Origin of the sequence: Micromonospora sp. LA-10, from assembly GCF_051853095.1 — a bacterium.
Taxonomy (GTDB): Bacteria; Actinomycetota; Actinomycetes; order Mycobacteriales; family Micromonosporaceae; genus Micromonospora; species Micromonospora echinospora_A.
Genome location: NZ_CP195710.1, coordinates 4147986 through 4173099, shown reverse-complemented (window position 1 = coordinate 4173099; position 25114 = coordinate 4147986). Strand labels below are relative to the sequence as shown.

General features: G+C 74.1%; 24 protein-coding genes and 1 riboswitch. Of the genes, 11 read left to right on the top strand and 13 right to left on the bottom strand.

From position 1 onward, the window contains the following. Window positions 1–94: 94 nt before the first annotated feature. Window positions 95–298, bottom strand: a complete 204-nt coding sequence (locus tag ACSDG8_RS19715; protein ID WP_013288855.1) for a cold-shock protein — start codon at window positions 296–298, stop codon at window positions 95–97. Between the two features lie 223 nt (window positions 299–521). Here ACSDG8_RS19715 and ACSDG8_RS19710 point away from each other — a divergent pair, with 223 nt between their 5' ends. Continuing rightward, window positions 522–1037, top strand: coding sequence for a GNAT family N-acetyltransferase (locus ACSDG8_RS19710; RefSeq protein ID WP_210893989.1), 516 nt, complete (start codon window positions 522–524; stop codon window positions 1035–1037). Window positions 1038–1107: 70 nt separating this feature from the next. Here the strand turns inward: ACSDG8_RS19710 and paaN are convergent, their stop codons facing one another. The 4 genes from paaN to ACSDG8_RS19690 all read right to left on the bottom strand — a co-directional run bounded on the left by paaN (window position 1108) and on the right by ACSDG8_RS19690 (window position 6634). Continuing rightward, window positions 1108–2781: a phenylacetic acid degradation protein PaaN gene (gene paaN, locus ACSDG8_RS19705; RefSeq protein WP_210893991.1), complete on the bottom strand. Its 1674-nt coding sequence runs from the start codon at window positions 2779–2781 to the stop codon at window positions 1108–1110. A gap of 52 nt (window positions 2782–2833) precedes the next feature. Continuing rightward, entirely contained in the window at window positions 2834–3853 is a 1020-nt protein-coding gene (locus ACSDG8_RS19700; protein ID WP_210893994.1) for a GNAT family N-acetyltransferase, read from the bottom strand. A gap of 299 nt (window positions 3854–4152) precedes the next feature. Beyond that, window positions 4153–5442 carry a threonine synthase gene (gene thrC, locus ACSDG8_RS19695; RefSeq protein WP_210893996.1) on the bottom strand — a complete coding sequence of 430 codons (1290 nt, stop codon included), beginning with the start codon at window positions 5440–5442 and terminating at the stop codon, window positions 4153–4155. Between the two features lie 12 nt (window positions 5443–5454). After that, a riboswitch (SAM riboswitch) is annotated at window positions 5455–5587 on the bottom strand. Window positions 5588–5659: 72 nt separating this feature from the next. Beyond that, window positions 5660–6634, bottom strand: a complete 975-nt coding sequence (locus ACSDG8_RS19690; protein WP_210893998.1) for a DMT family transporter — start codon at window positions 6632–6634, stop codon at window positions 5660–5662. Window positions 6635–6723: 89 nt separating this feature from the next. On the opposite strand from ACSDG8_RS19690, the gene ACSDG8_RS19685 reads away from it, so the two are divergent. Beyond that, window positions 6724–7032, top strand: coding sequence for an ArsR/SmtB family transcription factor (locus tag ACSDG8_RS19685; protein ID WP_210894000.1), 309 nt, complete (start codon window positions 6724–6726; stop codon window positions 7030–7032). Between the two features lie 43 nt (window positions 7033–7075). Further along, complete coding sequence (locus ACSDG8_RS19680; RefSeq protein WP_210894002.1) at window positions 7076–7708, top strand: DUF4232 domain-containing protein; 633 nt, start codon at window positions 7076–7078, stop codon at window positions 7706–7708. A gap of 63 nt (window positions 7709–7771) precedes the next feature. Here the strand turns inward: ACSDG8_RS19680 and ACSDG8_RS19675 are convergent, their stop codons facing one another. From ACSDG8_RS19675 to ACSDG8_RS19665, 3 genes are all read right to left on the bottom strand, one after another. After that, window positions 7772–8221 (bottom strand): DoxX family protein, encoded by a 450-nt coding sequence (locus ACSDG8_RS19675; protein ID WP_210894004.1) that lies wholly within the window; start codon window positions 8219–8221, stop codon window positions 7772–7774. Between the two features lie 148 nt (window positions 8222–8369). Next, the gene (locus ACSDG8_RS19670; protein ID WP_210894006.1) at window positions 8370–9278 is read right to left on the bottom strand and encodes an ABC transporter permease; all 909 of its coding nucleotides are present in this window, start codon (window positions 9276–9278) and stop codon (window positions 8370–8372) included. Beyond that, window positions 9278–12142 (bottom strand): alpha/beta fold hydrolase, encoded by a 2865-nt coding sequence (locus ACSDG8_RS19665; RefSeq protein ID WP_210894008.1) that lies wholly within the window; start codon window positions 12140–12142, stop codon window positions 9278–9280. The genes ACSDG8_RS19670 and ACSDG8_RS19665 overlap by 1 nt, the downstream gene beginning before the upstream one ends. 374 nt (window positions 12143–12516) lie before the next feature. Here ACSDG8_RS19665 and ACSDG8_RS19660 point away from each other — a divergent pair, with 374 nt between their 5' ends. From ACSDG8_RS19660 to ACSDG8_RS19630, 7 genes are read left to right on the top strand one after another with little or no spacing between them, the layout of a single operon-like run. Further along, entirely contained in the window at window positions 12517–13698 is a 1182-nt protein-coding gene (locus ACSDG8_RS19660) for a hypothetical protein (protein WP_210894010.1), read from the top strand. After that, on the top strand, window positions 13685–16618 hold the full coding sequence (locus ACSDG8_RS19655; protein WP_439427144.1) for a nitrate- and nitrite sensing domain-containing protein: 2934 nt from the start codon (window positions 13685–13687) through the stop codon (window positions 16616–16618). The genes ACSDG8_RS19660 and ACSDG8_RS19655 overlap by 14 nt, the downstream gene beginning before the upstream one ends. Then, a complete protein-coding gene (locus ACSDG8_RS19650) occupies window positions 16615–17079 on the top strand; it encodes a roadblock/LC7 domain-containing protein (RefSeq protein ID WP_073829144.1) in 465 nt (154 codons plus the stop codon). Before ACSDG8_RS19655 ends, ACSDG8_RS19650 begins: the two co-directional genes overlap by 4 nt. Then, window positions 17076–17525: a DUF742 domain-containing protein gene (locus ACSDG8_RS19645; RefSeq protein WP_210894014.1), complete on the top strand. Its 450-nt coding sequence runs from the start codon at window positions 17076–17078 to the stop codon at window positions 17523–17525. The genes ACSDG8_RS19650 and ACSDG8_RS19645 overlap by 4 nt, the downstream gene beginning before the upstream one ends. Continuing rightward, window positions 17503–18297 carry a GTP-binding protein gene (locus ACSDG8_RS19640; protein ID WP_210894017.1) on the top strand — a complete coding sequence of 265 codons (795 nt, stop codon included), beginning with the start codon at window positions 17503–17505 and terminating at the stop codon, window positions 18295–18297. Before ACSDG8_RS19645 ends, ACSDG8_RS19640 begins: the two co-directional genes overlap by 23 nt. Window positions 18298–18344: 47 nt before the next feature. Then, the gene (locus ACSDG8_RS19635; RefSeq protein ID WP_210894020.1) at window positions 18345–18836 is read left to right on the top strand and encodes a hypothetical protein; all 492 of its coding nucleotides are present in this window, start codon (window positions 18345–18347) and stop codon (window positions 18834–18836) included. Window positions 18837–18874: 38 nt separating this feature from the next. After that, window positions 18875–21118, top strand: coding sequence for an AAA family ATPase (locus ACSDG8_RS19630; RefSeq protein WP_210894022.1), 2244 nt, complete (start codon window positions 18875–18877; stop codon window positions 21116–21118). Window positions 21119–21122: 4 nt separating this feature from the next. Here the strand turns inward: ACSDG8_RS19630 and ACSDG8_RS19625 are convergent, their stop codons facing one another. The 4 genes from ACSDG8_RS19625 to ACSDG8_RS19610 all read right to left on the bottom strand — a co-directional run bounded on the left by ACSDG8_RS19625 (window position 21123) and on the right by ACSDG8_RS19610 (window position 24296). Continuing rightward, entirely contained in the window at window positions 21123–22160 is a 1038-nt protein-coding gene (locus ACSDG8_RS19625) for an SRPBCC family protein (protein WP_439427143.1), read from the bottom strand. Between the two features lie 2 nt (window positions 22161–22162). Further along, on the bottom strand, window positions 22163–22570 hold the full coding sequence (locus tag ACSDG8_RS19620) for a hypothetical protein (protein ID WP_210894026.1): 408 nt from the start codon (window positions 22568–22570) through the stop codon (window positions 22163–22165). A gap of 163 nt (window positions 22571–22733) precedes the next feature. Further along, window positions 22734–23243 (bottom strand): GNAT family N-acetyltransferase, encoded by a 510-nt coding sequence (locus ACSDG8_RS19615; RefSeq protein WP_439427142.1) that lies wholly within the window; start codon window positions 23241–23243, stop codon window positions 22734–22736. 150 nt (window positions 23244–23393) lie between these two features. Further along, entirely contained in the window at window positions 23394–24296 is a 903-nt protein-coding gene (locus ACSDG8_RS19610; RefSeq protein WP_439427141.1) for a hypothetical protein, read from the bottom strand. A 152-nt stretch (window positions 24297–24448) separates the two neighbouring features. Here ACSDG8_RS19610 and ACSDG8_RS19605 point away from each other — a divergent pair, with 152 nt between their 5' ends. Beyond that, a complete protein-coding gene (locus tag ACSDG8_RS19605) occupies window positions 24449–24661 on the top strand; it encodes a hypothetical protein (protein ID WP_210894033.1) in 213 nt (70 codons plus the stop codon). A gap of 7 nt (window positions 24662–24668) precedes the next feature. Here the strand turns inward: ACSDG8_RS19605 and ACSDG8_RS19600 are convergent, their stop codons facing one another. After that, complete coding sequence (locus ACSDG8_RS19600) at window positions 24669–25106, bottom strand: DUF3263 domain-containing protein (protein ID WP_439427140.1); 438 nt, start codon at window positions 25104–25106, stop codon at window positions 24669–24671. Window positions 25107–25114: the final 8 nt, after the last annotated feature.

Below are 25114 nucleotides of genomic sequence, written 5' to 3'. Positions count from 1 at the left end.
CGGCTGGAACGGCTCTCGATCTTCCACTGTGCGCGCTCGCGCCGCAGCCCTCCGATCGGCGGACCCGGCTGCGGAACCGCCCGGCAGGCGGAGGTCAGGCGATGACGCGGACCCGCTCGGCCTGCGGACCCTTCTGCCCCTGCGCGATCTCGAACTCGACCCGCTGGCCGTCGTCCAGCGCCTTGTAACCGTCCATCTCGATCGCGGAGAAGTGGACGAAGACGTCCTGCCCGCCGTCGACGGCGATGAAGCCGTAGCCCTTTTCGGCGTTGAACCACTTCACGGTGCCCTGTGCCACGGTGCACTTCCTCACTCTGCGCGGCGTTCCAACACCCGGAAACCGGCGGACCGGCACCGGTAGCACACCGGCTCATCGATCGGCGACGACCACTGAATACGGTGACCGAAATCGCACGCTACACGAGGCGTGACGACGGCGCACGACCACAAATCGGGCATATTCCGAGCGGTCCCCGGCCCCGGTCACACGCCTGCGCCGGCCCGTCCGGTATGCATGCGGCATGACCAGCGCGCCCACCACGACCATCGTTCGCCGGGTCCGGCCGACCGACGCCGCCCGGATGCGGGCGCTGCGGCTGGAGATGCTGGCCGACTCCCCACTGGCCTTCCTGGAGACGGTCGCCGAGGCCGCCGCCCGGCCGCACGCGGAGTTCGCGGCCCGGATCGCGGGCGTCTCCCGGGGCGACCACACCGCCCAGTTCGTGGCCGATCCGGGCGGCCGGCTGGTCGGCCACGCCGGTGGCACCGCCGCGCCGGACGAGCCGGGCCTGACGCTCGTCTACGCCGTCTACGTGACGCCGGCCCGGCGGGGCAGCGGCCTGCTCGCCGCGCTCGTCGACGAGGTGGCCGCCTGGTCGCGCGCCTGCGGGCGGCCCGAGCTGATGATGGAGGTGGTGGTCGGCAACGACCGGGCCTACCGGGCCTACCAGAAGCTGGGCTTCCTGGACACCGGGGTACGGGTGCCGCACCCCCGCGTCACCGGCCTGTACGAACTCCAGATGCGCCGCCCCGCGTGAGGCCGACCGGGCGCAGTTGTTAAAAGGGGGCCCCTCCTCTACCGGAGGCGTTAAGAAGGGGCCCCTCCTTTCAGGAGTGGCGGCGGCTCTGGACGATGCGGAACCGGTTGGCCACGTACGCGCCGTCGGTCAGCGCCGAGTTGGCCGCCGCGTTCGCGCCGGAGCCGTGGAAGTCGGAGAACGCCGCCGACTGGTTGACGAACACCCCGCCGGTGAGGTTGCAGGACAGGTGCACCCCGGCGTCGATGGCCGCCTTCTCGGCCTCGTCCAGCACGGCCTCGTCGGTGGAGTAGACGCCCGCGGTCAGCGCGCCCTTCTCGCCCACCGTCTCGCGCAGGATGCGCAGGCTGTGCTCGGTCGAGTCGGTCGCGATGGCGAACGAGATCGGCCCGAACCACTCCCGCGAGTAGGTGGCGGTGTCGGCCGCGTCCAGCTTCACCACAGTCGGCGTACGCACCACCGCGCCGGGGAAGGACGGGTGCTCGACGACGCGCGACTCCAGCACCGGCTCGCCGACCTTGGTGACCTCGTCCAGCCGCTCCAGCACGCCGTCGTTGACGATCGCGCCGGTCAGCTCGACGCCCCGGGCCGGGTCGGCGGTGAGCTTGGCGACCGCGCCCGCGATCCCGGCGGCCACCTCGTCGAAGCTCTTGTGCCCCTGGTCGGTCTCGATTCCGTCGCGCGGGATCAGCAGGTTCTGCGAGGTGGTGCACATCTGGCCGCTGTAGAGCGTGAGCGTGAAGCCCAGGTTGCGGCAGAGCCCGGCGAAGTCGTCGGTGGAGTCGATCACCACCGTGTTCAGGCCGGCCTTCTCGGTGTAGACGGCCGCCTGCCGGGCGTTCGCCTCCAGCCAGTCGCCGTACTCGGTGGAGCCGGTGAAGTCGACGATCTTCACGGCCGGGTCCAGGGCCAGCGTCGTGGCGAGCTTCTCGCCGGGCGCCTCGGGCGCGAGCTGCACCAGGTTCGGGTCGAACCCGGCCTCGGCGAGCACCTCGCGGGCGTACTTGACGGTGACCGCCAGCGGCAGCACCGCGCGCGGGTGCGGCTTCACCACCACCGGGTTGCCGGTGGCCAGCGAGGCGAACAGACCGGGGTACGAGTTCCAGGTCGGGAACGTGTTGCAGCCGATGACCAGCGCGACCCCGCGCGGCACCACGTGGAACGTCTTGGTCATCCGCAGCGGGTCGCCCTTGCCGGCGGCCTTCTCCCACCCGGCGGTCCCCGGGTGGCGGGTCATCTCGGCGTACGCGTAGGCGACCGCCTCCAGGGCCCGGTCCAGCGCGTGCGCGCCACCGGCCTGGAACGCCATCACGAACGCCTGGCCGCTGGTGAACTGCACCGCGTTCGCCAGCTCGAACACGTTGCGGTGCAGCCGGGCGAGGATCTCCAGGCAGACGCCCACCCGGGCCTGCGGGCCGGCGTCGCGCCAGGCGGGCAGCGCGGCGCTCGCGGCGGACACCAGCTGGTCGGCGCTCGCGTGCGGGTAGCGCACGTCCAGCGCCACGCCGAACGGGCTGACCTCGGTCGCCACGGTGGTGCCGTCACCGGCCTGGTCCAGCGGGAAGTCGCCACCCAGGTACGCCTCGAAGGCGGCCTTGCCGTCGGCGGCGGCGGTCTCGCCGTACACCCGAGGGCTGGGTGACTCGGGGTAGGCCGACCAGTACCCGCGCTCCGCGATGGCGGTCAGCGCCCGGTCGAGGGTCTCGCGGTGCCTGTCGTACAGGGGGTGCGGGGTCTCCGTCATGCCCGCCATCATGCAACAGTCAGGCACCAGATCAGTAGGGGCGTGTCACAACTCAGATCGTCAACTGCCAGTCGACGGACCCGGCGGCCGGGCGGTACCCGAGCTGGTCGTTGATCGCGACCATGTGCCGGTTCGCCACCGCGTTCCAGGTGTCGACGGCCCGCAGCGCCGGTTCGTGCGCCAGCGCGTACTCCAGGTTCCCGGCCTTGCAGAGCAGGCCGAGCCGGTGGCCGCGGTGGTCGGGGTCGACGAGGGTGATCTGCTGCCAGGCATGGTCGGTGCTGCTCGCGTCCATGCTGAGCTGGGTCCAACCGACCAGGCGGCCGGTCGCCTCGTGCACCACGCCGGTGTTGTAGCGGCGTACGCCCCGGGCGTCCAGCGCCCGCTCCGCGTCGCGTACCCGGGCCGCGTCCACCTGCTCCGGCTCCCAGTCCAGCTCGCCCATCGGGGCGTCGAGCAGCAGCCGGCCGTCCAGGTAGGCGACGTCCGCGACGTACTCCTCGGGGGTGTGGTCGCGCCACCGCACCGGCCGGTAACCGGTCGCCGCGGCGCGGGCCCCGGCCAGCAGCGCGGCCAGCCGGTCGCGGTCGAGCCCGGCCACGTCGAGGCGGCGGCGGACGTCGGCCAGCGCCGGTTTCGCGCCCACGGCGGCGGCGAACGCGGCGCCGGGGAAGCCCTGGTCCTCCTCGCCGGGCAGCGCGGCGACGGTGGCGCCGACCAGTCGTTTGCCGCCGTGCTCCCGGAGCAGCCGGACGCCGTGTTCGTGCAGCGTGCGCCCGATGCCACGCCGCCGGTACGCCGGGTCCACAGTCAGTTCGACGCTGGCGTTCTCGGTGTTGTCGATCGTGTGCAGGTAGAGCTGCAGCCAGCCGACGGGCGTCCCGTCGAGGCGGGCCACCAGCCAGCGCGATTCGATGCCGGGCATCGGGTACGACAGCGGCGCCTCGAACCGCCGCCGGCAGGGGACGGGCAGGTCCGGCTCGTCGGCGGCCTGGGCGGCGCACGCGATCCGGTACACCGCGTCGAGCGTCTGCCGGTCGGCGGGATCCAGCGGTGCCACGGTCAGCGTCATGCCACCGAGGGTGCGCCGGAGACAGCGAAGAGGCCAGCGGTTTTCCGCTGGCCTCTTCGAACGTTGGTCGGGAGGGACGTCCGCACAACGCCTCCGGCGTTGGGTCGCAAGAACTTGAAAAGTCTCCGGCGGATGCCCTCCCGCACGAAGCATCTTGCGCCGTCCGGTTACTGCCGTCAAGTCCTTGACGGTGGTTTTCTGGCACTCACCGCACATCACCGGTTACCCACCGGTCTCACCCGATCCCCCACCCGGGCGAGCCCCACCTCCCCCGCCCGGCCGAGGAGCCGGCTGCGGAGTCAGGACAGGAGGCCGGCGTCCCGGGCGGCGCGCAGGGACGGCTTGATGCGGTGGGTGGGCCCGACCTGGGCGGCAACCGCGTCGAGCGTCTTGAGGCCCTCGCCGGTGTTGAACACGACGGTCTCGGCGGACGGGTCGAGCCGGCCCGACTCGACCAGCTTGCGCAGCACCGCGACCGTCACGCCGCCCGCCGTCTCGGCGAACACCCCGGTGGTACGGGCGAGCAGCCGGATGCCGTCACGGATCTCGTCGTCGTCGGCGTAGTCCATCCAGCCGCCGGTGCGCCGCACCGCCTCCAGCGCGTACAGCCCGGCGGCCGGGTCGCCGATGTTCAGCGACTTGGCGATGCCGGTCGGCTTGACCGGCGTGATCGTGTCGGTGTCGCCGTGCAGCGCGGTGGCGATCGGGTTGCAGCCGGCCGACTGCGCGCCGAACACCTTCCAGCCGCCGGCCGGGGCCTCGACCAGCCCGATCTCCACCAGCTCGGAGAACGCCTTGTCGATCTTCGTGAGCAGCTCGCCACTGGCCATCGGGATGACCACCTGGGCCGGGATCCGCCAGCCGAGCTGCTCGGCCACCTCGTAGCCGAGCGTCTTGGAGCCCTCCGCGTAGTAGGGCCGGACGTTCACGTTGACGAACGCGGTGTCCTCGAACTCGTCGGTCTCCACCAGCTCGCCGCAGAGCCGGTTCACGTCGTCGTACGAGCCGTCGATGGCGACCAGGTCGCCGCCGTAGACAGCGGTGGTGACGACCTTGCCCTGCTCCAGGTCGCCGGGGATGAAGACGATCGACGGCACGCCGGCCCGGGCCGCGTGCGCGGCGACGGAGTTGGCGAGGTTGCCGGTGGACGCGCAGGCGTACCGGGTGAAGCCGAGCTGCCGGGCCGCGGTGAGCGCCACCGAGACGACCCGGTCCTTGAACGAGTGGGTGGGGTTCGCGCTGTCGTCCTTCACCCAGAGCGGGGCGCTGAGCCCCAGCTCGGCGGCGAGGTGCGGGGCGGCGACGAGCGGGGTCAGCCCCGGGTCGAGCGTGACCCGGGTGGCCGGGTCCTGACCGGCCGGCAGCAGTGCGGCGTACCGCCAGATGTTGGCCGGGCCGGCCTCGATCTGCTCACGGGTGACGGTGGCCAGCGCGGCGGTGTCGTAGTCGACCTCCAGCGGCCCGAAACACTCGTAGCAGGCGTGCTGGGCGGCCAGCGGGTAGCGCGCCGAACAGGCGCGGCAGACCAGGGCGCGGGCCGGGCTGAGGGTGGTGTCGATGCCGGTGTCGGCGGGAAGCGTCGACGTCATGTCGAGGATTTCCTCTCATCTTTCCCCGCATCGCCGGGTGCGGCGGGGACGGAATTGGCACCTGCCCGCTGTCGCTCGTCGTCGAGCGTGCGGGTGGTTGCCGGGGCGTCGTCGGGCCGTATCCCTCAGCCCCTCTGGATGAGGTATTCAGTTGTGCCGCCGAGTCTATGCGCTGCTCAGGAGCGCGCCACCTCGGGATCCCACGCTGTGGGCCGGCTCAACGTCCGACCACCGCGGCCGGCTCCACCACAGCGGGCCGGTCCACCACCGCGAGCGGCGCCGGCGCCGTCGTGGTCACCGCTGCCGACCGGGTACGGGTGACGAGGTTCGCGGCCACCAGGGCGGCGATGGTCAGCCCGGCCCCCGCCAGCTCGACCGGCACCGGCCGGTACCCGCGCAGGATCTGCACCGCGAACGTGACCACCGGCACCAGGTTCATGAACAGCGCGGCGTCGGCCGGGCCGAGCCGCCGTACGCCGGTGTTCCAGGCCAGCACCGCGAGAACGGCGGCGATCAGCACCGCGTAGGTCAGTTGAGGGGCGACGGCGACGAGGTCGGCGGCGGCCGGCGCGTGCTGGAGCCCGGTGAGGTCGGCGACGGCGCTGGCGGCGAGCATGGCGAGCATGCCCGCGACGGCGGTCAGTGTGGTGTAGCGCAGCGCGGACCACTCGGGGAACCGGCTCGCGCCGTGCGTGTAGAAGGCCCAGCCGATCACCGCGCCCAGCATGAGCAGCCCGCCGACGCCGAACTGCCCGAGCCCGTCCAGCCGGCCGCGGGTGATCACCAGACCGACACCGACCAGGGCGACCAGGGCCAGACCGAGCAGCGCCGGGCGGGGCCGTACGCCGTCGCGCGCCCAGCGGACCAGCTGGGTGATCAGCGGCACCGTGGCGCCGAACAGCGCGATCTGCTGCGGGGTGGCGTGGCCGAGGGCGAGGTTGGTCAGCGCGTTGAAGCCGGCGAAGCCGAGGGCGCCGAGCAGCCACACCTCGACCGCGCGCCCGCCGGTGGCGAGCGCGGCCACCCCCTCGCGGGCCAGCAGCAGGGCGACCAGGACGGCGGTGGCGAGGACGTACCGGGCGGTGGTCAGGTTGAGGGCGTCCACCCGGGTCAGCGCGCTCGCCAGCACGGGGAACATGACGCCCCAGCTGAGCACCGCGAAGATCGGGAAGGCGGCGGAACGGAAACGCATCCCAGCTCCTATGTTCGAGTACCATCGAACCAACGGCACGACTCTAGGAGCTTGTTCGACGATTGTCGAACATGGGTTATCGTAGTCACATGGAGCTGCACGAACCCGAGCTGCGCGAGGTCCCGGTCACCGCCGTGCTGGCGGCGCTGGCCGACGACGTCCGGCTGCAGATCGTGCGCGCGCTCGCCCCCGGCGGGGAGCACGCCTGCGGCTCGTTCGAGTTCGGCGTCTCCAAGGCCACCCGCAGCCACCACCTCAAGGTGCTGCGCGAGGCGGGCCTGACCCGTACCCGCATCGCCGGCACCACCCGGTACGTGCGACTGCGCCGCGACGAGGTGGACCGCCTCTACCCGGGCCTGCTCGACGCCGTCCTCACCGCGCCCGCCCGGCCGGAATGATCAGCGCCCCCACCGGCCCTCGGCCGGGTGACATGATCGCCTGATGCGGAAGGCGGCGGCCCGGATCGGGCTCCTCACCGGCGCGACACTGCTCGCCGGCTGCACCACGGCACCGGCCGATCGGCCGCTGCCGGCCCCGGTCGACGGACTGCCGTCGGCGCCGCCCGCCACCGTCGCCTGCTCCCCGGAGGGCATCCGGATCACCGGGCTCGGGGTGAGCGCGGCGATGGGGCTGCGCGCGATGGGCCTGGACCTGGTCAACTGCGGCGACCGCCCGTACGAGCTGCGCGGCTATCCGGCGGTCGTGCTCCGGGACGCCGACGGGGACACGATCCCGGTGCGGATCATCCCGGGCGCCGCGCCGATCACCTCCGGCTTCGACGACCCGCCCACCCGGATCGTGCTGGCGCCCGGCGAACGGGCCGGCGCGGCGCTGATCTGGCGCAACCTCGTCACCGACGCGACTGTGGTGGCCACCGCGGGCACGGAACTCGACGTCGCCCCGTCGACCGGCCGGCCGGCGTACCCGGTCGCGCTGGACGGGCCGATCGACCTCGGGAACACCGGCCGGCTCGGCGTCAGCGCCTGGAAGCGCCGCGACGGCGCCCCGGCGACGCAGGTGCCCCCGCGGTCCGATCCACCGGCCCCCTCGACCTCGCCGGTCAACCCGCTCTGAGGCCGATCGCGGCACGGGACGGCCTCCGCGGGCCGTGCCCGTACCACGACCTCGCCGCGTGGCTCAGGCCGGAACCGAGGCGGGCGACGCGGGGGCGGGCTCGGCCGGGGCGGCGCGGCGACGGGCGAGCAGCGCGTCCAGCGCCCAGCTTCCCGGGCCGAGCACGGCGACCAGCAGGAACGACCAGCAGAAGAGCGCCGCCATTTCGCCGCCGTTCTCCAGCGGCAGCAGGTTCTGCGGCTGGTGCACCACGAAGTACGCGTACGCCATCGAGCCGGAGGCGAGCAGCGCGGCCGGACGGGTGAGCAGGCCGACGAGCACGAGCACGCCGCAGACGAGCTGGATCAGCGCCGCCCACCAGCCGGGCCAGGTGGCGAACGGGATGGGCTCGCCGGAGCCCCGGTTGCCGCCGAAGACGCCGAATATCGACGCCACGCCGTGGCATAGGAACAGCAACCCCACAACCACGCGGTACAGGGACAGGACAGGGCCGCTGAGCTGGGTCGGAATCATGTGTGACCTCCTGGGGCGGTGTTTGACGGCTCCAGGATGGCGATCACACGTATCGATGTTAATCGATATCTTTGCAGGCGGGACAATTGCTTGGGAACGCTCCCATGATATGGGCGGACACGCCAATGCGGATACCCCGCCGCTCACCTCAGCTGGTGATGTCCTTGCGGGTGAAGCGCCAGAAGGCCAGGCTCCAGAACAACGTGGCGTAGACGATTGCCGAGAACGCGCCCTTGACGACGTCGTCGGTCTGCATCGGCGAGGACAGCAAGCCCAGCCAGGCGCTGCTGTAGTGGGTCGGCAGCAGGTTGCGCAGCCCGCCCAGCGCGGTGATCTGGTCCAGGATGCTGGACAGGATCCACAGCAGCACCGCACCGCCGACCGCGCCCAGCGCGGCATCGGTGGTCACCGACAGCAGGAACGCCAGCCCGGCCACCACCAGCAGCACGACCGCCAGATAGCCGAGCACCCCGAGCAGCCGCAGCAACCCGTCGGCCGGGGCCAGCTCGGCCGAGACCTGGCTGCTCAGCGGCTTCCAGCCGTACCGCAGCGTGCCGGCCAGCAGCGCGGTGCCGGCGAGCAACAGCAGTGCCAGCCCGGAGTACGCGAGCGCGACGACCAGCTTCACCGCGAGCAGCCGGGCCCGGGGCACCGGCACGGCCAGCAGGTAGCGCAGGCTGCCCCAGCTCGCCTCGCTGGCCACCGTGTCGCCGCAGAACAACGCCACCACCACGACCAGCAGGAACGACGCGGAGACCAGGATCGAGAACAGGGTGAAGTTGAGCCCGCCCGAGGTGGCCAGGTCGGCCAGGCTGGAGAACTCGCCCCGCCCGCCGCGGTCGTCGTCCCCGGAGTCGAACTGGAACGCCACCAGGATGATCAGCGGCAGCAGCACCATGAACCCCAGCGCGAGCTGGGTACGCCGGCGCGACGCCTGCCGCCGGAACTCCGCGGCGAACGGAAGCGTCGCCGAGGGCCGGTAACCGGTGGCCGCACCGCCAGCGCCGGGCCCGGACGTGCCGCCACCAGGCGACGATGCCACAGACGAACCCGCCATCACCGGTCCCCGCTTCCCCGAGAGTTCTCGCCGACCAGGGCGAGGAACGCGTCCTCCAGGCGGCGCCGGGGCACCACCCGGTCCACTCCGATACCGGCCCGGACCAGCTCGGCCACCACCTCGCTGCGGGCGGTGCCGTTGGTGTCGACCACGAGCCCGCCGTCGCCGTCGGGCAGCACCCGTACGCCGCCGAGCCGGTCGAGCACCGTACGCGCCGCGTCCGGGTCGCTCACGTCGAACAGCACGCTCGGCGACTCGCCGACGATCTCCTCCACCGGACCGGACGCCACGATCCGCCCCTTGTTGACCACCACCGCGTGCGTGCAGGTCTGCTCCACCTCGGCCAGCAGGTGGCTGGAGACCAGCACCGCCCGGCCGTCGGTGGCGTAGCGCTGGAGCACCCGGCGCATCTCGGCGATCTGCGGCGGGTCCAGCCCGTCCGTCGGCTCGTCCAGCACCAGCAGCTCGGGCAGGCCGAGCATGGCCTGGGCGATGGCCAGCCGCTGCCGCATGCCGTGGCTGTACTTCTTCGTCCGCCGGTGCACCGAGTCACCCAGGCCGGCGATCTCCAGCGCCTGGTCGAAGTGCGCGTCCTCCCACGGCCGGCCGGTCGCCCGCCAGTACGCCTTGAGGTTGTCCAGGCCGGACAGGTGGGGCAGGAAGCCCGGCCCCTCGACCAGCGCGCCGATCCGGGAGAGCACCGGCGAGCCGGGCACCAGCCGGTGACCGAAGACGTAGATCTCCCCGGCGGTGGGCTGGGTCAGCCCCATCAGCACCCGCAGCGTCGTGGTCTTGCCCGCGCCGTTGGGCCCGAGCAGGCCGACCACCTGGCCGGGGTGCACCTCGAAGTCGACGTCGGAGACCGCGACGAAACCGTCCGCGTACTCCTTGCGCAGGTTGCGCACGGCGAGCGGGACGCCCGCGTACTCCGGGTGCACCGAGCTGTCCTGGCGACGGTGCCGGCGGCGGGTGAGCAGCACGACCACGACGAGCCCGAGCACGATCGCGGCGAGCAGACCGGCAAGCGCCCAGCGCCACACCGCCGCCGTGGTGGGGATGGGCGTGGCGTCGACGGTGGGCAGCGTCAGCGGCCCGTCGGCCAGCGCCACCGTGTGCACGGCCGGCTCGGCCGGCGAGGCGTACGCCTGGTCCGACGTCGCCACCACGAGCCGCAGCCGGTGCCCGGCCTCGACCCGCCGGACGATCCCCGGCAGCGTGACGGTGACCGGCGTGGCCGCGTCGACGGTGGCCGGCAGGCCGGTCAGGCGCACCGGCGCCACCAGGCCCGACGGCAGCGTCGCAGCGCCCTGCGGGTCGACGTCGTAGAGCTTCACGAAGAGCACCGCCTCGCCGGTCGGGGAGGCGGCCCTGATCCGCACCGTGGGCGCGCCCACCACGTCGACCGCGTCGTCCAGCGGCGCCGACTCGAAGCGGGCGTGCTGGCCGGGGATGTCCCCCGCCACGCCGTCCAGCAGCGAGCCGAGCGCGCCCGCGAACGGCACCGAGGAGATCGCCGCCGGGTTGCCGTTCGGCGGTACGGCGACCGGCTGGGGCGGGCCGGCGAGCGTCACCTCGCGGCGGTCCTGCCCGGTCAGCCCCGGATAGTCGGCGGTACGGAAGCCGGTGGCCACCAGACCCCGGTCGAGCGCGTCGAACCCGGCGATCCGGGAGAACGTGAACGTGTCGCCGGGGGCAGCTCCGTCGCCCTTGACGTAGTGGTCGAGCCACTGCGCGGTCAGGAACTTCACCCGGTCGGAATCGGAGGTGGGTCCGGAGCCGCCGTCGTGGCCGCCGGTGAACCAGGCGACCCGCACCGGCGTACCGGCGGCGGCGATGCCCCGGGCGTTGGCGTCCGCCTCGGCCAGCGGGAAGAGCGTGTCCGCCTCGCCCTGCACCAGCAGCGTCGGCGACTTGATCCGGTCCAGCACGCCGGCCGGCGACGACCGGCGCAGCAGCTCGACCGCCGCCGCGTCGGCCCGGCCGGTGGTGGCGATGCGCAGGTACGCGGCGCAGACGTCGGCGGCGAAGCGGCCGCAGGACGGGTCTGCGGCGCCGGCCGGGACGCGACCGGGACCGGTGCCCGGTCCACCGCCCGGCTGCGGGCTCGGCGGGCCGGCGGACTCGGGCGCGCCCTCCGGCGCGGCGGCGGTAGCCCCGGAGAGCCCGGCCGGCCCGGAGCCGGTGTTCCCGCCGCCGCCGAAGAAGATGCCGGCCCAGCCCTTCTTGAACACACCGTCGGCAGGCTGCCCGCCGGTGCTCTCCGGCAGGAACGCCCGGGACAGGTCGTTCCAGGTGATCATCGGGACGATCGCGTCGACCCGCTGGTCCTGCGCGGCCAGCAGCAGGGCCAGGCCGCCGCCGTACGAGCCGCCGACCACACCGACCCGGGGGTCGCCGGCCGCGTCGAGGCGGATGTCCGGACGCTCCGCCAGCCGGTCGAGCAGGCGCTGCGCGTCCCGCACCTCGTAGTCGGGGCTGTCCAGGTGGATCTGGCCGCCGCTGCGCCCGAAGCCGCGGGCGGTCCAGGTGAGCACCGCGTACCCCCGGGCGGCCAGGTCCTCGGCGTCGGAACGGACCGAGTCCTTGGTGCCGCCGAAGCCGTGCGCCAGCAGCACCGCCGGTACGCGGTTCGCCGCCGACGCGCGGTCCGGCAGGTAGAGCGTGGTGTCCAGGTCGACCGGCTCGGCGCCGGAGGGCCCGGAGCGGACCGTCACCAGCGCCGCCTCGGTGCGGAAGTCCGGGCTCTGCGGCCGGGCCACCCAGACGAGCCCGGCGGCGACGAGGACGATCACCGCCACGACGGCGACGATCCGGCGTGGGCGTCCGGCCAGGGCGCGCCGGATCCGCGCGACTGGTGATCTCATGCGGCACACGGTACGGGCCGATCGCTGTGCATTCGCTGAGATCCGCCGTACGTCTGTCCGGTTGCACCGTTCGTCGCCCGCATACCGTCGTCCGCCAAAGGTCCAGAGCATCCCAGCGGCGCATGTTCGGATCATGTGAATTCACATCTACACGCGCAAACCACCGTCGATGTCACTTCTCGGCAACATGATCGGACGCAGAGTGACGCCGAGGCTCACTCAGCGTCGCCCAGAATGGACTGACGTGAAGCCGACTCATTGACCGAGGTTGCACCGACGTCCGGTTCGGCTACTTTTCCGGTCCGGTGCACGGGACTGCGTACGGCGACCTCCCGGGGCACCGACCGCCCCGCCGTCGCCGGAGGAGACACACCATGACAGTCCCCGCGCCGCGGGTCCGTCGGCGGCCCGCCGTACCGGGCCGTACGCTTCCCCTGCTGCTGGTGCTGGCGCTGCTCGTACCGCTCGGGTTCATCTTCGCCCAGGCCGAGAACAGCGCCGCCGACGACCACGAGCTGGCGAGCCGGGAACGGCTCGGCGTCCGCTACCTGCGTGCCCTCGGCCCGATCACCGACGCGCTGGTGGAGGCGCAGGCGATCGCTGTGGCCGAGGGGGCCGTCTCCCGGACCGCGCTCACCGCCGCGATCGAGGGCGTCGCCGAGGTGGACAACGCCGTCGGCGACGAGTTGCGCACCCACGAGCGCTGGGCCGGGCTGCGGGCGAAGCTGGAGGCGCTGCCGGACCGCGGGCTCGGCGACCCCGAGGCCGCCTTCCGGGCCTACGGCGAGGCGTCCGACCTGCTGCTGGCCCTCTACCGCAAGGTGCGGGAGAGCTCCGGGCTGATCCGCGACCCGCGCTCCGACTCGTTCTTCCTCCAGGACGGCATCGGCGGTGACCTGCCCACCGCGACGGTGCTGGCCGGGCGGCTCGTCGACCTGGCCCGGCTGGCCGCCAAGCGTCCCGCCGCCGAGCGCGCGCGGACCGGCGCGGAACTGGCCGAGCTGCGCGTCGCCGCGCTCGGCCCGGCCACCGACCTCGTCGCCGACCTGCGCTCGGCGGTCGACAGCTCGGAGAGCACCGACCTGGGCGCCAACGTGCTCACCCCGCTGGACACCTACCAGCGCTCGCTGGAGACGTTCTCGGCCTACTCGGCACCCGGCGGCGGCCGGTCCGCGCCGGGCACCGACCAGCTCACCCAGGCCGGGATCACCGCGCAGAACGCCGCCAAGCAGCTCCGGACGGTCATCCTCGACCAGCTCGACACGCTGCTGAAGGAACGGCTGGACGCGATCGACCGAGACCGGCTGCTGGGCCGGATCGCCGCCGGCACGGCAGTCGCGCTGCTCGCCGGGCTCGCCGCGCTGCACCTCGCCGCGGCGCGACGGGAGCGGTCGTCCGGCCCCCCTCCCGCGCGCCGGACGCCGACCGAGGCAGGACCGCCACCGGCGGTACACGAGGACCCGCCGATCGCCGCGTCCGAGGGTGACCGCCAGCCGGTCGCCGTCGGCCGGGGCGGCGACGCCGACCGGTGGAGGCCGTTCGATGCTGCTCGCTAGGTTACGGATCCGGGGCAAGCTCGCCCTGCTGGTGATCATCCCGCTGCTCAGCATGGTCGGGCTGGCCGTTCCGGTCGTCATCGACCGGGTCGCCGCCGCCCAGCGGGCCGCCGACACCGCCGAGACGGTCCGCATCGCCAGCCGGGTCGGCAGCCTGGTCCAGGATCTCCAGCAGGAACGCCTGCTCTCGATCGGGCTGCTGCTCGGGCGGGTGGCCCGCACCGAGCTGATCCAGAAGTCGGCCACCGTCGACGACCGGGTCGCCGACCTGCGCGCCGAGACGCTGCCCGCGCCGGTCCGCGAGAGCCTCGACGGGGTACGCAAGCTGGACGACGTCCGCACCGCGACGCTCGCGGGCCGGGCCAAGCCGGACCAGATCCTGACCGCGTTCGCCGAGGTCGACACCGCCCTGATCGACGCGCTGCGGCTGCCGTACCAGGTGGACACCGACACCGCGGCCGGCCGGCAGGTGCTCGCCCTGGACGCGCTGCTGCGCGTCGACGAGGCACTCAGCTCCTGCACCACCCAGATCGTGCTGGTCAAGGCGACTGGCGACCCGCGGATGTCGCGGTCGTTCGTGGCGTGCATGGCGGCGCTCAACGTCGACAACCGGCGCTTCCGCCGGCTGATCACGCCGGAGCAGCTCAAGGTGGCCGAGCTGGACGACGCGGCGGTGGCCGCCCGGACCAGCCCGACGTTCCTGGTGGACAGCCTCCGCGACCCCGACGCGGCGATCGCGCCGGTCTCGCTGGACGTGCTCTTCCCCGCGTCCCGGTCCATGATCACGCTGGGCCAGTTCGTGGAGAAGAAGGTCGTCGCGGACGTCATCGCGGAGACCCGCGCCCGGGAACGGGAGGCCCTGACCGCGGCCTGGCTGGTCACCGCGGCAGCCGGCATCATCCTGCTGGTCGTGGTGCTGCTGAGCATGACTGTGGCCCGTACCGTCGCCCGCCCGCTGAGCCGGCTCACCCGCTCCGCCGAGCGCGTCGCCCGGGTCGCCGAGGCGGAACTGACCCGGGTCGCCGACGACGAGTCCGAGAGCGTGCCCCCGGTACGCCTCGACCCGGTGGAGGTCAGCGCCCGGGACGAGATCGGCGAGCTGGCCCGCGCGTTCGACCGGGTGCAGCGCACCGCCGCCCGTCTGGTCGAGCGGCAGGTGGCCGGGCGCCGCAACGTGGCGCAGATGTTCGGCCACGTCGGGCGGCGTACGCAGAACCTGGTCGGCCGTCAGATCGCGCTCATCGACCGGCTGGAGCGGCAGGAGACGGACCCGGGCCGGCTGGAGCACCTGTACCGGCTGGACCACATCTCCAGCCGTCTGCGCCGTAACGCGGGCAGCCTGGTGGTGCTCTCCGGCGCCACCGGCTCGGACGGCCACGTGGCGCCGGTCCCGCTGGCCGACGTGGTCCGGCTCGCGCTCGGCGAGATCGAGGACTACACCCGCGTCGACGTGGAGGTGCCGCCCGGTGTCGCGGCGGCGCCCGCGATCGTCGGCGACCTGGTGCTGACGCTGGCCGAGCTGATGGAGAACGCCACCTCCTTCTCGGCGCCGCACACCCGCGTGGTGGTGACCGGCGAGCTGACCGACGGCGGCGCCCGGCTCGTCGTGGTCGACCACGGCATCGGCCTGACCGAGGAGCGGATGACCGAGGAGAACGCCCGGTTCACCCGCCGGGAACGGCTCGACCTCGCCCCGACCGAGGTGCTCGGCCTCTTCGTCGTCGGCCGGCTGGCCCGGCGGCACGGCTGGCACGTCCGGCTGACCCCGACCGTCGGCGGCGGCGTCACCGCCACCCTGGAGGTCCCGGCCGCCTCGCTCGTGGTCCGCCGCGCCGAGCCGGTCTTCGCCACCGCCGCGCGGGCCGCCGTACCGCCCGGTGGGCACGAGCGCGGTCCGGGGACCGTCGAACCGGCCACCGGCTTCGACGCGGAGCTGCTGAGCCGGGCCACCCGGAGCATGTCCAGCGGCAACCCGTGGAACGCCTTCGGCAACCGGGACGGCGCTGCGGAGCCGGCCGAGGATCTGAGCTTCCCCACCGCCGGTGCGCCGCCCGCCTGGCCGCCGGCCGCGGGTTCGCCCGCCACCCTGCCGGCCGGACCGGCGACGCGCCCCGGCCGTACCTCCCCGCCGACACCGGTCGTCGGCTCGGTCCCGGTCGCTCCCCCGGCCGCCGGGCCGACGACCGGCCCGACCCTCACGCCGCCCGGCCCGACCCTCACGCCGCCCGGTCCGGGCCTGACGCCGCCGACGGGTCCGGCTCGCACGCCGGCCGACCCGGCCCTGACCCCGCCCGCCGGTCCGGCCCTCGCGCCGACCGCCGGGGCCGGCCTGGCCGTCGGGCCGTCGTCGCCACCGGCCGCCCGGCCGGCACGCACGCCCAGCGTCGGGTCCGCGCCCGTACCGACCGCCGGACCGGCGTCGGCCCCACCGGCCGGACCGGCCCGCACGGCGCCGCCCGCCGCTGGCCGCCCGGCGGTCCCGGCCGGACCGGAGCCGGTCGGCCCGCCCGCCGGACGGCCCGGCGCCCGGTCGCCGATCCGGCAGCGGGTGCCCGGCGCGAACCTCCCAGCCGCCGCGCCCGCCGCCCCGGCCGGCCCGGCGACCGGCGGGCCGCTGATCGGCGTCCCGGCCGACCCGGCCCACGTCCGGGCCCTGGTCGAGGCGTTCCAGGACGGCGTACGCCGGGCCGAGGGTCACAGCACCGTCGCCCCGCCCAGCGCGGAGCGGCCCCGGCTTAGCCGCCGGGTGCCGGGCGCGAACCTGGCCGCCACCGCGACCCAGTCCACGCCCCCGACCAGTTCCGACCCCGGCGACCCCGTCGAGGTCCGCAATCTCGTCAACGAGTTCGAGGCGGGCGTCGCCCGTGCTCTGCGCGAAGTCAGCCCAGACCGCCATTACGAAGAGGACCCATCACGGTGACCAGCCCGTTCCTGCACGACAACATCGAACAGAGCGCCACCGGCGACCTCAGCCCCGAGGCGCGCACCTTCAACTGGCTGCTCGACTCGTTCACCTCCAGCACCGCCGGGGTGATGGAGGCGATCGCGGTCTCCTCGGACGGACTGCTGATGGCCATGTCCGCCATCAAGGACCGGTCCAACGCGGAACGGCTCGCCGCCGTGGTCTCCGGCATGACCAGCCTCGCCGGGGGTGCCGCGAGCTGGTACGCGCTGGGCGCGCTCAACCGGGTGATCGTCGACATGGCCGAGGGATACCTGCTGATCAGCGCGATCAGCAGTGGCTCGGTCCTCGGCGTGGTCGCCGACCGTACGGCGAATCTGGGCACCGTGGCGTACGAGATGACGCTCTTCGCCGGCCGGGCCGGCGGCGCCCTGAGTCCCCGCCTGATCGCCGAGCTGAAGAACGCCGTCCAGCAATGATCCCGGGGGCGGCCGGCGCGGACCCGGAGCCGGAACCCGGCATCCGGATCCGCCCCTTCCTGCACGCGTCCGCTCCGAGTCCGGAGCCGGACGCGGGCGACGGGGAGCCGACCGGACCGCGCCCGTTCGTGCTGACCGCCGGACGGGTGGACGGCGACCCGGCGATCGGTCTGGAGACCCAGGTCACCGCTCGTCCGGGCAGCACCTCGTGGGCGGTGACCGCCCGGCTCGCCCCGGAACTGGCGGCGATAGTCGCGATCTGCGCCGAACCCGTCTCGGTGGCAGAGATCTCCGCCCGGACCCGGATGCACTTCGGTGTGACCCGGGTGCTCGTCGGCGACCTTCGTGCCGCCGGTCATCTCGACGTGCACGTCGCGGACGGCGACGACGCCCTCGATCCCGACATCATCCTGCGAGTGATTGATGGACTTCGTGCGATCTCCTGAATGGCCGGCGGCGGCCCTGGGCGGGCCGTCGGCGAACAGCGCCCCGAGCCGCTACGGCGGACCGGCCCCGCTGATCGGCCGCGCCACGCCGCCACCGCCCACCCCGCCGCTGCCGTACCTGCCGCCCGGGGTGCCGCCGCAGGAACCGGCGCCGATCGTCAGCCGGGTGCCGGCGCCCCGCCCGCCGATCCCGGTCAAGATCCTGATCGCCGGCGGGTTCGGGGTCGGCAAGACCACCACGGTGGGGGCGATCTCGGAGATCGCGCCGCTGACCACCGAGGCCGAGATGACCACCGTCGGAATCGGCATCGACGATCCGGGCGGCGTCGCCGGGAAGACCACCACGACCGTCGCCATGGACTTCGGCTGCGTGACCATCGACCGCAGCCTCAAGCTCTACCTCTTCGGTACGCCCGGTCAGGCGCGGTTCGGCTTCATGTGGGACGACCTGGCCCGGGGGGCGCTCGGCGCGCTCGTGGTGGTGGACAGCGCCCGCCTCGACGACTGCTACCCGGCCATCGACTTCTTCGAGCGCTCCGGGCTGCCGTTCGCCGTCGGCGTCAACGCCTTCGACGGGCGGCTGGCCCTCGACCTGCCGTCGATCCGGTGGGCGCTGGCGATCGCGGAGCACGTGCCGCTCGTGCAGTTCGACGCCCGGGACCGGCTCTCGGTGCGGGACGCCCTGCTGGTCGTCCTGGACCGGGCGCTGGACCGGGCGACCCGGTCGGGCCGGCGCGGCGACGGGCCGCCTCCGCAGCCACGGGCGGGCTGAACACCGACAGTCGTTTCGATCCGTTGTCTGGCGAAGGGGTGGACGCCATGAGAGGTGATCTGGACGAGACACTGGCCCGGATGGCGCGGCGCGAGGAGGCGATGCGCCGCCGGGCGCCCGGCGAGCCGGCCGGGAGGGCCGACGAGGACGTGCCCCTGGAGGAGCTGCCGGCCGAGCCGGGCAACGGGCGGGCGGGGCACGGCGCGTACCGGCTGCGGGGTGGCGCGGCGCCGGCGCGGCGTGACCCGGTCGAGGAGGTCGCCGAGGCGGTCCGGCGGGTTGTGGCCGACCACCCCGGGGTCGCCGTCGCGCTCCGGGTGGAGCTGGGCGACCAGGCGTACCCGCTGCGGGTCTCCTGGGCGGGCTCCGCGGTCACTGTGGGTCCGCCCACGGCGCCGACGCCCCCGCCGGCGTGGCCCATGTCGGTGAAGACGGTGCCCGCCCCCGGCCAGGACTCGCTGGAGTCGGACCCGGCGGCCCGGCTGGCGGAGATGATCCGGCGGGATCCCTCGTTGCTGGACGGCCCGGACCCGGGCTGAGGCGGCACCGGCGTGGTCACGGCGGCTACTGTCGGCGGGTGGCGGAACCCGACCTGACCCTGACCGCGACGCTGCGGCCGGCCGCGCTCGACGCCCGCCGCGGCGTGGTACGCCTGCATCCCGAGGTGCTCACCGCGCTGGCGCTGCGCCCGGGCGACCCGGTGCGGCTGACCGGCCGCCGGACGACAGCCGGCATCGCGGCCGCCGCCGACCCGAACACCAGCGATGTCCTGCTGCACGCCGACGACCTGCTGCTCGGCAACCTCGGGCTGCGGGCCGGCGGCCAGGTGACGGTGAGCCCGCTGCCGGCCGCCCCGGCGCGCCGGCTCACGCTGGCCGGCCCGGCCGCGGTGGTCGCCGCGGTCCCGCCGGAGATGCTGCGGCTCGCGCTGCTGGGCAAGGTCGTCACCGCCGGCGACGACGTCTCGCTGCTGCCGCAGGACGTGCTTCCGGACGCCGCCGTGCGCGGCCTGATCGAGGCCGCGCGGCGCAGTCTCGCCAGTTCCGTCGGGTACGCCTGGACGAGCACGCTGCTCAACGTCGTGTCCGCCGAGCCGGCGACCGGCGCGCTCGTCACCATGGACACGGTGGTGGGCTGGGAGCACGGCCCGGCCACCCGGGGCTCCGGGCCGGTGTCACCCACCTCGGGCGCGCCCGCCTTCGCCCCCTCGGCCACATCGGCCGGGACGGAACGGGCCGAGGGCCTGCTCGGCCCGGAGGACGCCCCGGACGTCGACGAGCTGCCCGGCCTGCGTGCCCAGGCCGAGGAGCTGACCGAGCTGCTGGACCTGGGCTTCCACCACCGCGAGGTGCTGGGCCGGCTCGGCACCACCGTCTCGCTCGGCGTACTCGTGGAAGGGCCGGCGGGCTCGGGCAAGTCCGCGCTCGTGCGCGCCGTGGCCGCCCGGGTCGGCGCGGGTCTGCGCCCGCTCTGGGCGCCGGAGCTGGCCGCGCTCACGAACGACGCCGCGGCCCGCAAACTGCGCGAGGCGGCGTCGGCGGTACGCGCCGGCGGACCGGCCGTGCTGCTGGTCACCGACGTGGAGGCGATCGCCCCGGCCGACGAGCCGGGTCCGCTGGCCACCGTGTTCCGCCAGGTGGTCGCCGAGACGCTGCTGGCCGGCGTGGCGGTGGTCTGCACCAGCGGGCGGCCGGAGGCGGTGGATCCGGCACTGCGCGGCCCGGATCTGCTGGCGCTGCGGATCACCGTGCCGCTGCCGGACGCGGCGCTGCGCCGGGAACAGCTGACAGTGCTCACCCGGCAGGTGCCGCTGGCCGATGACGTCCGGCTGGACGAGGTGGCCGGCCGTACCCCCGGGTTCGTCGCGGCGGACCTGGCGGCGCTCGTCCGCGAGGCCGGGGTACGCGCGGCGCTGCGGCAGAAGACGGCGGAGACGCCGACGGTGGCGATGACGGACTTCACCGAGGCGCTGGAGGTGGTCCGGCCGACCACCATGTCCGCGTCCACGCTGGAGCTGGCGTCGGTGACGCTCGACGACGTCGGCGGGCTGCACGAGGTCAAGCAGACGCTCACCGAGTCGGTGCTCTGGCCGCTCACCTACCCGGACACGTTCGCCCGGCTGGGTGTGACGCCGCCGCGCGGGGTGCTGCTCTACGGCCCGCCCGGCTGCGGCAAGACCTATCTGGTCACCGCGCTGGCCGGCTCCGGGCGGGCGAACGTGCTGTCGGTGAAGGGCGCCGAGCTGCTCTCCAAGTGGGTGGGTGAGAGCGAGCGGGCGGTCCGGGAGCTGTTCCGCCGGGCCCGCCAGGCCGCGCCCACGCTGGTGTTCCTGGACGAGGTGGACGCGCTGGCCCCGGTACGCGGGCAGGCCAGCGACGGCGGCACCACCGACCGGGTGGTGGCGGCGCTGCTCACCGAACTGGACGGGGTGGAGGCGCTGCGCAACGTGGTGGTGGTCGGCGCGACGAACCGGCCGGAGCTGGTCGACCCGGCGCTGCTGCGGCCCGGCCGGCTGGAGCGTCTGGTCTACGTGCCGCCGCCGGACGGCCCGGCCCGCGCGGAGATCCTCCGCGCCGCCGCCCGGGGCGTACCGCTCGCACCGGACGTCGACCTCGACGCGCTCGGCGCCGAGCTGGACGGCTTCTCCGCCGCCGACTGCACCGCGCTGGTACGGGAGGCGGCGCTCGCCGCCATGCGGGAGTCGCTCAACGCGAGCACTGTGACGGCCGCGCACGTCGGGGCGGCCCGTGACCGGGTCCGGCCGTCGCTGGACCCGGTGCAGCTCGCGCACCTGGAGTCGTACGCCGCCGGCCGGTCCTGAGCGGTCAGCTCTGGTCGCGGCGGCGGACGGCCGGGCGGCGTGGCCGCTCCGGGGCACGGCTGCGGCGGTCGGCGCGCGGCTCCCGCTGCTCGCGTACCGGCCGGCGGCGGGCGCGTTCCGGCTCGGTCAGGACCGGCTCGCCGGCGTACTCGTCGTCGTCGAAGTCGTTGCCCTCGTCGTAGGCGGCGTACTCGTCGCCGGCCGGCCCGGCCTCTCCTCGCTCCTCCCGGAGCGCGGTCTCGTGGTCCTTCACGACCTGGGAGTCCTCGATCTCGCCGCGCCAGCCCTCGACCGCGTCCGGGTCGAGCACCGTCCGGGTCATCACGTGCCGGACGAAGTGCTTCAGCTCCAGCCGGACCCGGCGGCCCTGGGCCCGCCACAGGTTGCCGGTGTGCTCGAAGAAGCCCTGCGGGTGGTACTCCAGCACGACCAGGATCCGGGTCAGCTCCGGGGCGACCTCGTGGAAGCTGACGGTGCCGTCGACCGAGCCCTTCTCGCCGGTGGACCGCCAGTGGATGAGCCGGTCCGGGATCTGCCGCACGATCGTCGACTCCCAGGTCCGGTGCGACCAGAGCACCTGCGCCTTCCAGGTCATCTTCTCGTCGTCGTCGCAGTCGGCCTGCTCGACCTTCTTCATGAAGCTCGGGAAGTCGCCGAACGTCGTCCACTGGTTGTAGGCGACCCGGACCGGCACGCCGACCTCGATGGTCTCGACGATGTTGGTGACCTTGAGCTTCCGGCCGCCGTCGCCGCCGCCCTTGCGGCCGAACGCCGCCATCAGCTTCTCCTTACCGCCGGCCACGCCGGCATGGAACATGGCCTTCACCGGGGAGCTGCCCTCGGCGAGCTTCCGCGCGCCGGTGGCGGCGGCGACCAGGCCGGGATCGCCGCCCTGCTTCGCGTACTCGGTGAGTCGTCCGGTCGCGTCGGTGACCCGGTCGCTGATCGCCTGCACGGCCCGTTCGCCGAGCGCCGAGGCGAGGTTGCGCAGCTCGCCGCCGATCTCGTCGCGTACCCGGTCGGTCAGATTGGTCGTCGCCATCGTCACCGCCCCCGCTGCTGTCGATCCGGCGCGTCGGGCTGCTCGTCCAGTTCCGGCTCCTCGTCCGGCGCGGAACGCTCGCCGGCCGGCCGGGCCGGGCCGCTCCGGCGGCGCAGCGCGTCGGCGCCGCCGCGCAGCCGTCCGCCGATCGCGTCGATGCCGCTGCCGGCGGCGGCGGTCGCCGCGGCCCGCCCGGCCGCCACGAGCGGGGGCCCGAGCCCGCCGAGGTTGCGCAACTGGGGACTGGCGCCCATCAGGTCCGCGCCGAGCTGCTTGATGCCGCCCGGGCGCTGGCTGGCCCGCCCGGCGGCGACCGCCGCGGCGAGCGTCAGCGCGGTACGCATCTTCTTCCGGCGACCCAGCAGGTAGCCGAAGCCCACCGCCATCGCCACCCGTGCTCCGCTTTTCATCCGCTCTCCTCCGCACTCCCCCGGGACGCGAAAGTCGCGATCCCGGAGAGGCGGGCAGTACCCGTCACCCCATTGGCAAAACATTTACTCAGGGAACGGAAAAGGTGGGCGAAACCTCGCAGCGAGCGCTAGTGAGCAGGAAAAACGCGATCTGATACGGGCGTCAGCGGATCGGCAGCGCCGAATCGAGGCACATTCGGGCGTGCACTTTTCCGCCCTCCTCGCGCAATTCCGCACCGCATTTCCGCAACACCGACAGCGCGCCCGCGTTGTCCGGTGTGGTGTCCGCGACCACCGTGTGCATCCCGGCCGCCGCGGCGGTGTACAGCAGCTGCCGCAGCGCGGCGGCGCCCAGACCCCGGCCCCGGGCGGAGCGGCCCAGCCACATGCCCGTCTCCACGGTGCCGGGCTCGTCCCGGCGGGTCATCCGGACCATGCCGACCACCTCGCCGCCGGAGACGATCGCGTACATGGCGGTGCCTGTCGGGCCGTTGAGTCCGCCGAGGCTCGCCCGGTGGAATTCGCGGAACGCGTCCCGGCGGGCGAGCGACCAGCCCGCGGGTGCCTGCACCGGAGGCATCACGTCCTCCGGTTCCGCCTCAGCCGCCGCTGCGGAGAGCAACGGTTCCAGGTTCCGCTCGTCCACCGGCTCCAGCCGTACCGCACCCGTCACGAGGCGCAGTCTGCCGCTCCCCGTCCGGGCCGTCCACCCCTTTGGGCCCGGATTGCCGCTATGGCCGACCGCCTCGGCCGGTCGTACCCCCGGGGTGTTCCGCCTCACGCTGCGTTGTCATCCGACCGGGTTGTTCGGGCGTGAGCGTGCTCACGTCGACGGCGCGAACTCGCACAGCACCACCGAGGCGTCGTCGGTGCGCTTGCGCCGCCGCAGTCGCTCCGGGTGGTCCCGCTCGGCCGCCCGGACCCGGTCGATCAGTCCCTCGGGTCCCTCCACTGTCGCCACCTCCAGCAGCCCGGCCCAGTCGAAGAGACCGAACTGCTCGACGGCGCAGGACGCGCCGTCACTGAGCAGCGCGGCCCGGCGCAGCGCACCCGGCCCGCTCAGCGGGACCGTTCCGGTCACCGCGTGGTACGCCGCGTCCGGGTCGCTCGCCGCCGCCCAGTAGCCGTGGGTGCGGTTCATCCGGGTCCGCTGCACAGTCGTCGCCCGCCGGAACCGGGTCGCCGGGTCGGTCTCGCCGTCGGGCAGCGCGGCGGCGCTTCGACGCAGGTCCGCCACTGCGGTCTCCAGCCGGTCGTCGGTGATCACCTCGATCCCGCCTCCGGTGTCGAGCACCAGCGGGCTGTCGCAGAGCACCAGGTAGTCGGCCCGGTCGCCGCTTTCGCGCAGCAGGCAGACGGTGGACGACGGGGTACCCGGATGGTCGAGGTCGCAGGTCCCGCCATGGTCGGCCCGGACCGCGAGGATCGCCGCCGCCAGGCTGCTCATCAGCGTGGCCGCGGGCCGGGCCGCGATCGCCAGGCCGATCCGGGCGGCCAGGTGCCGGACGTACCAGGCGGGACCGTGCACGCATCCGGTGTCGAAGCCCTCCGGCACTGTGGCCCCGTCGAGGACGCCGACGAGCGGGCCGAACCGGAAGACCACGTCCTCGTTCTCCAGGCGTCCCGGCGCCGGGTCGGAGGCGGAACGCACACGCATCGCCGGCGCCTCCCCGGCCGGGCGGGCCGGTCGGCTGCCGATCGCGTACCGGCGGTCTGGTGCCCCCATCGTGTCCTCCGTTCGTCGCCGTCGGCCGCCTACCCGCGCGACGCCGGACCATCCGCCGCGCGACCCCGATCGTGGTAACCGCCCGTCACCTTCTCCGGACTTTCGGTAGCGTCGGACACGACCGGGTCGGTCCCGGCGACAGGGGGTTGGAGATGTTGGAACGGTTGCACGAGGGGGGCATCCGGGCGGAGCACGCGTACGTCGCCGGATTCCTCAGCATCGGCCTCTCGGTCACCAGCTGGTTCCTCTCCAAGCACATGGAGCGCGCCGGAGTGGCGCGGGCGGACCGCTGGGGCATCTTCATCGGCGAGTGGGCGCCGACGTTCTTCGCCATCGGCAACGGGCTGCGCACGTACGAGAAGTGACGCGGGCTCAGCGGCGCCGGTTGCGGGCCCGGGACGAGCGGAGCCGGCGCAGCCGGCCGACGAGGACCGGCTCGGCGGCGAGCGCGGCCGGATGGTCGAGCAGCGCGTTGAGCAGCTGGTAGTAGCGGGTCGCGGAAAGCCCGAACGTGTCCCGGATGGCCTGTTCCTTGGCCCCGGCGTGCTTCCACCACTGCGCCTCGAAGGCGAGGATGCGCTGCTCCCGCTCGGTGAGAGCGGCCTGCGTGGCGGCTTCCGGAGCGGCCTGCTCGACCGGCGCGACGGACTCCGGCTCGGCCGGTGACTCGGCTTCCGGCGGCGGGGTGGACTCGACGGGCGGAGCGGTACGGGGTGGCGGAACGGTTCCGCCCGCGTGGCGCGTACCCGCTGTCGGCCCCGACGGGCCCGGCCGGTCGACGGCGGCCCGGTGCGAGGCGTCGGCGGACATGGCGCTCC